Below are 11,315 nucleotides of genomic sequence, written 5' to 3'. Positions count from 1 at the left end.
TGCAAGCGCCGCGAGGCGTTCAGGCGAGCGGTACTAATAGCCCGAGCTCTTCTATTCACATCGCGCATGTCTAGTCACGATCAACGAACGCTATGCGGCACCCAGGGTAGCCGGCTCCCGCCGGACCTGACAATCGCATATTTAGCGATTTGGGGGAACGCCCCCCATGAGCGCGACCATGGAGAGGGGGATCACCCGATCCCATTCCGAACTCGGCAGTTAAGCCCCTCCTCGCCGAAAGTACTGCGGTGTAGTCCGTGGGAGGATAGGGCGTCGCGCTCATGGGGGGCATTTCCATGCCATGGCCCGTCCCGCGCATGCGGGGCGGGCCTTTTTGCTGTGTGAAAGACACGCGCGTGTAGCTCTTTTTCTGCGGGTGCTTTGCTGCTTCCTCAAGTTGCTTCCAGGAACGCGGAACTGGTCTTATGTTTCCGATTTAACGCAATGGAAACGCGCCCATAATCTTCTTGTGACACTGGGTCGGTACGATTGACCGACGATTATCAGTATCACGACGAGTAGGCGGTAGTACACATGGCCCGATCCAAGGCAAACGAGTGCCGTTCGCGTAACGGCAATGAATTTGCTGTTGAACAGGCAAATCGTGCATCTGATGTGCACGAACAGGTGGCTGGCGAGCCCACGCTCTATCGAAGCGAATTCGAGCATGATGCGTGCGGTATCGGCGCTTTGGCCCATCTTAACGGCGTTCGTTCGCATCAGATGGTAGACGACGCTCTTTCAACGCTTGTTAACTTGGAGCATCGCGGTGGTACTGGCTTGGAAAGCGCCACGGGCGACGGAGCCGGTATCTTGCTGCAGGTGCCTCATAGGTTTTTCCGCAAGGAAGCGCAGAAGTGCGGCCACATCCTTCCCGAGGAAGGGGATTACGGCGTGGCGATGCTCTTCTTCCCGCGCGACGAGCAGGGCGTGCAGGATTCGAAGCGTCTCTTCGAAGACGGCTGCGCACGCAATGGCATCCGCCTTATGTTCTGGCGCGAGGTTCCGGTAGACGCGCGTGACCTAGGCGAAACGGCGCAGTCGTGCATGCCTACCATCCTGCAGGCGTTTCTTGCGCGCCCCGAAGGCGTGCAGCGCGGCATGGATTTCGAGCGCCAGCTGTACGTGTGCCGTCGCGATATCGAGAAGGCTGGTCATGCGGAAGCCTCCCTCGATGGGAAGATCTTCTACATCTGCTCGATGAGCGGGCGCACCATCGTCTACAAGGGTATGCTCCTATCCACGCAGCTGCGCCATTTCTACAGCGATTTGGGCGATGCCTCCACGGAAACGGCCATTGCGCTCGTGCATTCTCGTTATTCCACGAACACGACGCCGTCGTGGGAGCGCGCTCATCCGAATCGCTTCATGGTGCACAATGGCGAAATCAACACGCTGCGTGGCAATGTGAACTGGATTCGCGCGCGCGAGCCAGGCCTCTATTCTCCCGTTCTGGGCGAAGACCTGCAGCGCGTGCTTCCCATCATCGATTCCGAGGGCTCCGACTCCGCTATGCTCGATAACGTCATCGAGTTCATGGTGATGAACGGGCGCTCCCTCATGCGCAGCGTCTCGATGGCGGTTCCCGAGCCCTGGGACCATAACGAGGCTCTTTCCCAGCGTCGTCGCGACTGGGATGCTTATCAGTCGATGGTGATGGAAGCGTGGGACGGCCCGGCGGCACTGGCGTTTTCCGATGGCGAAATCACGGGTGCGGCGCTTGACCGCAATGGCCTGCGCCCCGCGCGCTACTACATCACGAACGACGACAGGCTCATCCTTTCCAGCGAAGTGGGCGCGCTCGATATCAAGCCTCAGGAAATCCTGGAGGCCGGCTGCCTCGGCCCGGGCGAAGTGCTCATGGTCGATCCGAAGCATGGTCGCGTGCTTCGCAACGACGAGGTGAAGGACGCGTTCGCGAACGAGAAGCCCTATCGCGCATGGCTCGACGCGAGCACGCTGGAAATGAGCGATTTGCTGGCAGACGATGTCGACGTGCTGGAAGAGCCCCGCGACAGCGAGATTCCCCTGCCGCGCAAGATGGCCATGTTCGGCTTTCATTACGATGACGTGCAGGAAGCGCTGCTGCCCATGGCGCGCAACGGCAAGGCGCCGCTGGCTTCCATGGGTACCGACGTTGCACTTGCCGTACTGTCGGAAAAGAACCGCAGACTATACGACTACTTCAACCAGCTTTTTGCGCAGGTAACCAACCCGCCTATCGATGCGTTGCGCGAAAGCTATATCACGTCCACGATGCTCTACGTGGGCAACCGCGGTAACTTCCTGGAGGACACGCGCGCGAACTGCCGCCTGGTGCGCCTGCAGACGCCGTTGCTCGTGCAGCGAGAATTCGATGCGCTATGCTCCATCCAGCGCCAGGGATTCAAGTCGGCGCGTTTGCGTGCCGTGATTCCCGCAGACGGCGGCAGCGATGCGCTCGATAAGGCGCTTGCGTCGCTGGAAAAGCAGGCGGAAGAGGCCGTGCGTGATGGCGTGAACATCCTGGCCATTAGCGACCGCATCGCCGAGGGCGAAATGCCCATCCCGTCGGTACTTGCGGTGGGGGCCGTGCACAACCATCTGCTCCATGTGGGCCTGCGCGTGCATGCCGATATCATCGTCGAAACTGGTGACGCCATCACGCCTCACGATTTCGCGGTGCTCGTTGGGTATTCCGCTAGCGGCATCTGCCCTTACGTTTCCCATGAATGCATCGCGAACCTCGTGCAGACGGGCGTTATCGAAGGTTCGGTGGAAGATGCCATCGAGCGCTACAACCGCGCATGCGTTGCGGGCGTAGTGCAGATCATGGGCAAGATGGGCATCAGCACCATGCAGGGCTACCATTCCGCGCAGGTGTTCGAAATCGTCGGCCTGAACGATGACGTGGTGAAGCGCTGCTTTGCGGGCACCGTGAGCCGCGTAAGCGGCTTGGACCTGGCTGACATCCAGCGCGAATGCGAGGAGCGCAGTCAGGTGGCCAGCGCGCTGGCGGAAAGCCCGTCGCCCAGTCAGCTTCCGTCTTCGGGCCTTACCAAGTGGCGTCCCGTGGGTGGCGAAGAGCATATTCTGAACCCGCAGAGCATCTATCTGCTGCAGCGTTGCGTGCGCGACAACGATTACGAGCTCTTCCGCGAGTTCAGCGAGTCGATTCATCCCGAAGGGCGCAGCATTCTCCTGCGTGACCTGCTGGAATTCGTGGATGGTCCTTCGGTGCCCCTCGATGAGGTGGAACCGGTGGAAAGCATCGTCCGCCGCTTCAACACGGGCGCGATGAGCTACGGTTCAATTTCCCAGGAAGCACACGAGTGCATCGCCATCGCGATGAACCGCTTGGGTGGTCGCAGCAACAGTGGTGAGGGCGGCGAGAACCCGCTGCGCGAAACGCTGCTGCCGAATGGCGACAGCAAGCGCAGCGCCATCAAGCAGATCGCATCCGGTCGCTTTGGCGTCACGAGCCGCTATCTCATGAGCGCCGACGAGATTCAGATCAAGCTGGCCCAGGGCGCGAAGCCCGGCGAAGGCGGGCATCTGCCCGGCAAGAAGGTGTGGCCTTGGATTGCGCGCGTGCGTCGCAGCACGCCGGGCGTGGGCCTTATTTCGCCTCCGCCGCATCACGACATCTATTCGATCGAGGACCTGGCCGAGCTCATCTTCGACGCCAAGAACGCTAACCCGAAGGCGCGCATTAGCGTGAAGCTGGTAAGCGAGGCGGGCGTTGGCACTATCGCCACGGGCGTTGCAAAGGGTGGTGCCGAGAAGATTTCCATCTCGGGCAGCAATGGCGGCACGGGTGCCGCTCCGCGCGACAGCATCTACCATGCTGGCCTGCCGCTTGAGCTTGGCCTTGCCGAAACGCAGCAGACGCTCGTGCGCAATGGCCTGCGCAGCCGCGTGGTGCTGGAAGCTGATGGCAAGCTGCTCGATGGTCGCGATGTTGCGATGGCGGCCCTGCTGGGCGCCGAGGAGTTCGGCTTCGCCACGGGCGTGCTCGTTTCGCTGGGCTGCCTCATGCAGCGCGATTGCCAGCAGGATACGTGCCCCGTGGGCATTGCCACGCAGAACTGCGCGCTGCGCAAGCGCTTTGCGGGCAAGCCCGAGTACGTCGAGCGCTATCTCACGTTCATCGCCCAGCAGCTGCGCGAGATCATGGCGCAGCTCGGCTTCCGTAGCATCGACGAGATGGTCGGCCGCGTCGACCGCCTGCGCCAGCATTCGCGCGTGCACAGCTGGAAAGCGGCCCGCATCGACCTATCCTCGCTCCTCGCAATGCCCAAGACCGAATTTGGCCTGGGTATCGAAGGCGCCGATGCTCCGCGCTTCCTGCCTTCCATGAGCCCCGACCATCATCTTGGCGCCACGCTCGACGGCACGCTGCTGCTGCCGTACACGAAGCAGGCGCGCGAAACGCTTTCGCCGTGTCACTTCAAGGTGGAAATTGACAACGTGAACCGCTGCGTCGGCACGATGCTGGGCAGTGCGGTAACGGCCGCGCATCCTGAAGGGCTTCCCGAAGACAGCCTGGTCATCGAATGCGAAGGATCAGCGGGTATGAGCTTTGGCGCGTTTCTGCCCGCGGGCGTGACGTTCTCCATTTCGGGCGACGCGAACGACTACTTCGGCAAGGGCCTTTCGGGCGGCATCCTGTCCATTGCTCCGCCGGAAAAGTCGCGCTACCGTCCCGATGAGAACATGGCCGTGGGCAATGTGGCGTTCTATGGTGCCGTTGGAGGCAAGGGCTTCGTGAACGGTCTTGCTGGTCAGCGCTTTGCTGTGCGCAACTCGGGCGCAACCCTCGTGGTAGAGGGCATGGGCGCGTGCGGCTGCGAGTACATGACCGGCGGTATCGTGCTTTCGCTCGGCGAAGTGGGAATGAACTTCGCCGCGGGCATGAGTGGTGGCGTTGCCTACGTCTACGACGGTGAGGGCACGCTCGAGGCGCGTTGCAATCGCGATATGGTGCGCATCGCGCGGCCGAACGCGGAGGACATCGCGCTTATCGAGTCGCTCATCGCCGAGCACGTGCGCCGTACGCAGAGCTCGCTCGGCATCATGATGTCCTACCGCTTCCGCGACATCGCAGACAAATTTGTCAAGGTTATCCCCGTGGAGTACGAGCGCGTGCTCGCGTATGTGGAGGAGGCCAAGTTGGCGGGAGCCGACCACGATAGGGCCGTTGAGATCGCACTCGATCGCATGCGGGAAGGAGCATAGCATGGGCAATCCTGGAGCATTTCTCACCCATGAACGCGTGGGGCGCCTCCGTCGCCCTTGCGAGGAATCGGTGCGCGATTTCAGCGAGATCGCCATTCGCTTGTCTAGTGACGAGCAGCGCATTCAGGCATCACGCTGCATGGATTGCGGCGTGCCGTTTTGCCAGGCTGGTCTGTCGTTTGGTGGTACGCGTCCGGTGGGCTGTCCCCTTCATAACCTCATTCCCGAGGTGCAGGACTTGCTGTGGCAGAATCGCTGGGATGATGCCGCGCAGCGTCTGGCACTCACCAATCCCTTTCCCGAATTTACGGGGCGCATCTGCCCTGCCATGTGCGAGAAGGCGTGCAACTTGGGCGAGCATGACGCGCCCGTGAGCATTCGCGAGGACATGCTGGCAGTAGACGAATACGCATGGTCGGCAGGCCTGCGCAAGCCTCTACCCGCCGCTTCGGAAAACGCTCCTCTCGCGGGCGTCATCGGCTCGGGTCCCGCCGGCCTCGCTCTGGCATGGGAGCTAACGCGCCGCGGGTTCCGCGTGCGTGTCTTCGAGCGCGCCGATCGACCCGGCGGATTGCTCATGTATGGCATTCCCGCAATGAAGCTGCCCAAGGATATCGTGCTTCGCCGTATCGACCTCATGGAGCAGAGCGGCATCGAATTCGTATGCGACTGCGATTGCTCGAACGAAGCTGTTGTGCGTGAGCTCGTGGGTTCCTGCGATGTCATTGCGATTGCCAGTGGCTCGACGCGCGCGCGTCGCGTGGGTGTACCCGGGGAAGATGCAGCGGGGGTGTATCCCGCAGTCGAGTATCTGACCGCGGCCACGAAATCCATTCTGGAGCAGGCTCCTTCCTCAATTGACGCGCGTGGTAAAGACGTTGTGGTAATTGGCGGTGGCGATACGGGCTGCGACTGCGTGGCAACGGCGCTCCGTCAGGGGGCTACCAGCGTTCATCAGGTAATTCGCGCCAAGCAGGCTCCTACGAAGCGTTCTGAGGGCAACGCATGGCCCGAATGGCCCAGCGTTGCATCGGCGGAATATGGCCATCAGGAGGCTATCGTCGTGCAGGGGGATGACCCCCGCCTCTTCGCCACGAATACCGAAGAGTTCCTCGTGGATGGTGGTACGGTGCGCGCTGTTCGCGTGAAGGCGAATGACGCCGCGGCCGATGCGGAGGCGTCCGAGCTCCCCGCTCAGCTCGTACTCGTAGCCAAGGGTTTCACGGGGGTCGAGGAGGGGCTCATGAACGCCCTTTCCGTCACGCTCGACGAACGTCGAGGCGTGCCCGTCACGCAGGGCGACACGCATCGCGTTGAATCTACTTGCCCGAAGCCTGTGTTTGTTGCGGGCGACGCCCATACGGGGTCATCGCTTGTTGCGAGCGCCATGGCTGATGCTATCGCCTGCGCTGGGGAGATTGCCAACATCCTTTCCTAGGATTTCCCAGCGTCGCGATGGAGCCGGCTTCCTTGTGGGGGCCGGCTCCTTTATTGTGCCGTTCGTTCTTCGCGGCATCCCTGGGGGCGAATGCCCGTTGCTTGCCTGCGGGCACAGGAAAGGGCCTCGCAGAAGCGCGAGGCCCTAACGTGCGTGTATTACGTGGCGCTCTCTAAAGCGCTTCGTCGCCGCGCTCGTCGGTGCGCACGCGGATGGCATCCTCGATGGGGCGGATGAAGATCTTCCCGTCACCGAACGAGGCGTTGCTCATGGTCGATACGGCTTCGTCGACGATGGGCTGCACTAGCTCGTCGGCAACGACGGTGCGTACCGAAACCTTGGGGAGCAGGTTCACCCCACGAGAATCGTCGCGCGTGTATACCTGACGGAACCCGTGCTGATGGCCGTATCCGAAGCCCTGGGTAACGAAGATGCCGTTATCGCTGAATCCGGAGAGGATGCGCTTGACGCGATCGAGCTTGTCTCCGTTGATGATGAATTCGATTTCCTTCATGGTTATCCTTTCGCAAAAGAGTGCCGCGGTGGTTCTAGCCGAAGAGGCGCAGGTAACGTTCTACGAGCCCCATCGTTCCCTCGACGTAGCCAACCATGTAGCCTTGCACGGGGGTGGAGTCCTGGTGGCTTGCCAGCCAGGCGAGCATCTGGATGCGGCGCTGCAGGATGAACGTGTCGATTTCCACGAAGTCGGTGTCGGTGAAGGGAAGCACCTTGCGATATCCCGTGAGCCATGCGTTTACCAAGTCGGGAACTTCGTCGCGCTCTTCGATGAACGTCAGCGCGCTTGCCAGGTCGTGCACGTGCCATCCGAACCCGAAGTCGTCGAAGTCGATGACCTTGATGGCGTCTCCCTCGACGAGGATGTTCGTATCGCGCAGGTCGGCGTGGATGACGCCGTAGTTGTGCGGCGTCTTGCCATAGCGCTCCAGGCGTCGTTTGATGATGGTGCAGCATTGTTCGATTTGGCGTACCTGCTCGGGGGTCAGCCCGGGGTAGTCATGCCAGTCGCCCCATATGGCGTTCTCGCCGATCATGTTCTCGCAATCCCAATGGAAGCGCTTGATGTCCTTCGTGCCGTTCCAGATTTCGGTCTGGCGGTGCAGGTACGCCGTGACCTCGCCCAGCATTTCGAAGTGCTTGGGTGCCGCGCCTGGCGTTTCGTCCTGCTCGAGCGTGGTACCCGTAAGGAATTCGGTCGCCACGCAGTAGTAGCGCGTGCCCTCGAGGTCGATTTCCTGGATGTAGCTGCCGTCAGCTGCGGGGATGGGGTTTGCCACCTTCAGTGGCGTGTAGTCGTTGATCTGGCGCAGCCAGGCGATTTCGCTCTCATATTCCTCGAGGGTGTGGTACCCCGGGCGCCCTACGCGCATGACGCAGAGCTTTTCGTCCGTTTCGGGGTCGAAGATGAGATACGTGGCGTTTTCGGAAAAGGCGAGCAGTTTCGCGTCGCTGCGCTCGAAGGGATAGCGCTTGGCTGCCATTGCGGCTGCCTGTTGGAAGAGTTCGGGGTTTTCGAAATTCGTTGCCATGGTGAATCCGTTCTATTTGCCGATATCGGTTAGGGATGCGTCGAGTGCGGAAAGGAAGAAGTCGAGGTCGGCGTCGTCGAACACGAGCGGCGGGCGCACCTTCAATACGCTTCCGGCGGGGCCGCAGAGTGAGATGAGCACGTGATGCTCGCGCATTGCCTCGATGAGCTTCACCGCGGTGTCCCTATCGGGATTGGTGGTGCCCGGCAACACGATATCCGTGCCGGTGAACAGGCCCGCCCCGCGCACGTCGCCCAAGCAGGGGTGCTCGGCAGCCAGCGAGGAAATGCCGTCTACCAGCTTTTCGCCCATGCGGCTCACGTGGGCGAGCATGTCGTTGTCGCGCAGGTAGTTAAAGACGGCTTGCGCGGCGGCCATGGCCACGGGGTTGCCGGCGAATGTATTGAAGTAGGGGTTGTGCTCGGCGAACGCGTCGAGCACCTCATGGCGGATTGCCATGCCCGAGCAGGCGATGCCGTTGGCCATGGGCTTGCCCATCGTCACGATGTCGGGCTCGATGTCGTGACGCTGGAATCCCCAGAAGGTCGCGCCCGTGCGACAGAAGCCAGGTTGCACCTCATCGGCGATGTAGATGCCGCCCTCTTCGTGCACTAGGTCGATTACGGGCTTCAGGAAGCCGGGTTTTCCGGGGATGACGCCGTCGGAGGAAAAGATGCTATCGAAAATGACGCCTGCGAACTTGATGCCGTGGCGCTTCATGTCGGCAATCTGCTCGGCCACGCGATCGCGCATCCAGGCGCCGATGTCATCGGTTCCCAGGCGGTAGGTGTCGGGGGTGGGAATCATGCGCATGGTGGGGCTCATGGGCACGTCTTGCCCGATGGAGGGTGAAACGCCCGAAACGAGCGCCGTGTTCCCGTGATACGCCTCGGCGGTGACGATGATGCCCTCGCCGCCCGAGTACAGCTGTGCGCAGCGGATGGCAAGGTCGTTGGCTTCCGAGCCCGAGCACATGAACATGATGCGGTCGATGGAGCCGGGGAGGGTACCCAGCAGGTCTTGTGCGTAAGCGAGGATATTTTCATGCACATAGCGGGTGTGCGTATTGATCTTGGTTAGCTGCTTGGTGACGGCTTCGGTCACGCAGGGGTTGCTGTGGCCGATGGACGGGATGTTGTTGTACATGTCCAGGTATTCGGTGCCGTCGGCGTCGAAGAGGCGTGCGCCGCGGCCGCTCACCAGATGCAGGGGCTTTTGGTAAAACAGGCGGTAGCAGGGTCCCAGCACCTCGCGCTGCGAAACGAGCTCGCGCAGCGAGCCGTGCAGGGAATCCAGGTTGTTCATGTCGAAGCTATTGGACCCCAAGATCCCCACGTTTTCAGTAACCGGGGCAGTAGTCATGGTGTCTCCTTGTCTTGCTTGGGTAAGGGCGGCGCGGGCGAGTTTGCCATCCCGCGCCGCCGGGTCGATGTACGTTAGCGGAGTTCAGCGGCTGCTTGCTGCATGGCTGCGAATTCCTCTTCGGGGGCGTTGCCCACCAGGTGCTTGCTGGAGTAGAGGAAGAAGTAGACCATGAGGCCGGCCAGTACGAGCATGGTGCATCCAGCGGCGAAGCTGTCGACCACGAAGGTGGAGGCGATGGCCACGATGCTCAGCGCCAGCGAGATGCCGGTGAGGACGATGCCACCGGGGGCCTTGAAGCCGCGCTCCATGGTGGGCTCCTTCTTGCGCAGCAGGATGTGCGAGAGGTTCATCATGGCGTAGGACACGCAGGCGGCGAACACGGCCATGTTTAGCAGGATGTCGCCGTTTTGTACAACCACGGCCAGGGCGTAGCCGATGAAGCCGAGTACGATGAGCGCCAGGTACGGGGTCTTGCGGTTGCCGGTGACCGAAAGGAATTTGGGCAGGTAGCCAGCGCGGGAGAGAGCGAATGCCTGACGCGAGCCGCTGTATACCGTCGAGAAGAACGAGGCGACGAGGCCGGCCAGGCCCGCGTAGTTCACGAAGAGGGCCAGGTTGGATTCGCCCACTTCGTTCAGGGCGTCTACCAGGGGAGCGGGGGCTGCGCCTGCGAACTCGGCGCCTGCGCCGCCGGCGCACAGGAAGAGCACGAGCGCGCCAGTTGCGATGAGCACGCAGATGGCGGCAATGATGCCACGGGGAAGGTCGCGCTTCGGGTTGGCCGATTCCTCAGCTGCCAGGGGCACGCCCTCGATGGCCAGGAACAACCAGATGCCGAAGGGCAGGGCCGCCAGGATGCCGCCCATGCCGTAGGGTAGCAGGGTGGTGCCGCCCGCAACCGCGGGGGCGATGTCGAAGAGGTTGGCGAAGTCGAAGTGCGGAGCCATGCCGAACACGAACGCGAGCAGTGCGATCATGGCAACGACGGTGATGCCCAGGATGAGCTTGAGTGCTTCGCCCACGCCGAAGATGTGGATGCCTACGAGCACGATGAAGAAGAACCCGATAATCGCCCACGAGGGAACATCGGCGAACAGGCCCAGGTCATGCACGTACGCTGCGATGAACGTGGAAATGGCGGCGGGGCAGATACTGTATTCGATCAGGATGGAGAATCCAGTGAGTGCGCCGCCGATGCGCCCCATGGCGCGTCGGGCGAAGCCATAGCCCGCACCTGCGGTGGGCATGGCCGAAGACATTTCGGCGATGCCCAGCACCATGAACAGGTACATGGCGCCCATTACGACGAAGGCGATGGCCATACCCATCCAGCCGCCGTTTCCGATTCCGTAATTCCAGCCGGAGAAGTCGCCAGAGATAACGTAGGCGATGCCCAGGCTCATAAGAAGCACCCAATTAACGGCGCCTTTCTTCAACGATCTCTTCTCAAAGTATTCGCTGCTTTCGGCGCGTTCGGGCCCGATTGCGATTGCGCTAGATGGTGGCGTCATTGACTCCACATCCTTTCTTCCAGTACGTGGTTCCTCGTGCGGTCTGGCCAAGACCGCCTCCGCTGGCGGATATGCGGGGAGTATAGGGTCGAGCTGATTTCGACTTTGTTTCGGCGTGTGCGGTTTACATGCTCGAAATCGTTCGTGCGCAATTTGGTCACGAATAGCGGGCGCATTGTTTCGCGCGCGTTTCCAAATGAATTCAAGAGTATTGCGCCTACCTGGGCTTATGTGATG

The 11,315-nt window shown here is 61.5% G+C and carries 6 protein-coding genes and 1 rRNA gene; 3 read left to right on the top strand and 4 right to left on the bottom strand.

Annotated features, from left to right (window positions below; all coding sequences use genetic code 11):
• Positions 1 to 168: 168 nt before the first annotated feature.
• The 3 genes from rrf to AC04P6_RS08590 all read left to right on the top strand — a co-directional run bounded on the left by rrf (position 169) and on the right by AC04P6_RS08590 (position 6,655).
• A 5S ribosomal RNA gene (gene rrf, locus AC04P6_RS08600) occupies positions 169 to 282 on the top strand.
• A 333-nt stretch (positions 283 to 615) separates the two neighbouring features.
• Positions 616 to 5,217 (top strand): glutamate synthase large subunit, encoded by a 4,602-nt coding sequence (gltB, locus tag AC04P6_RS08595; protein WP_475566215.1) that lies wholly within the window; start codon positions 616 to 618, stop codon positions 5,215 to 5,217.
• A 1-nt stretch (position 5,218) separates the two neighbouring features.
• The gene (locus tag AC04P6_RS08590) at positions 5,219 to 6,655 is read left to right on the top strand and encodes a glutamate synthase subunit beta (RefSeq protein WP_475566214.1); all 1,437 of its coding nucleotides are present in this window, start codon (positions 5,219 to 5,221) and stop codon (positions 6,653 to 6,655) included.
• Between the two features lie 172 nt (positions 6,656 to 6,827).
• Here the strand turns inward: AC04P6_RS08590 and AC04P6_RS08585 are convergent, their stop codons facing one another.
• The 4 genes from AC04P6_RS08585 to eat form a co-directional block, all read right to left on the bottom strand.
• Complete coding sequence (locus AC04P6_RS08585; protein ID WP_475566213.1) at positions 6,828 to 7,169, bottom strand: P-II family nitrogen regulator; 342 nt, start codon at positions 7,167 to 7,169, stop codon at positions 6,828 to 6,830.
• Between the two features lie 34 nt (positions 7,170 to 7,203).
• Positions 7,204 to 8,202 carry a phosphotransferase enzyme family protein gene (locus tag AC04P6_RS08580; RefSeq protein WP_475566212.1) on the bottom strand — a complete coding sequence of 333 codons (999 nt, stop codon included), beginning with the start codon at positions 8,200 to 8,202 and terminating at the stop codon, positions 7,204 to 7,206.
• Positions 8,203 to 8,214: 12 nt separating this feature from the next.
• Positions 8,215 to 9,564, bottom strand: coding sequence for an aspartate aminotransferase family protein (locus AC04P6_RS08575; RefSeq protein ID WP_475566211.1), 1,350 nt, complete (start codon positions 9,562 to 9,564; stop codon positions 8,215 to 8,217).
• A 74-nt stretch (positions 9,565 to 9,638) separates the two neighbouring features.
• A complete protein-coding gene (gene eat / locus AC04P6_RS08570) occupies positions 9,639 to 11,078 on the bottom strand; it encodes an ethanolamine permease (RefSeq protein WP_475566210.1) in 1,440 nt (479 codons plus the stop codon).
• Between the last annotated feature and the right edge of the window lie 237 nt (positions 11,079 to 11,315).

This window comes from Denitrobacterium sp. (genome assembly GCF_056180635.1).
Note: the sequence above shows the minus strand (reverse complement) of the source record. Positions and strands in the feature narration are given on the sequence as shown.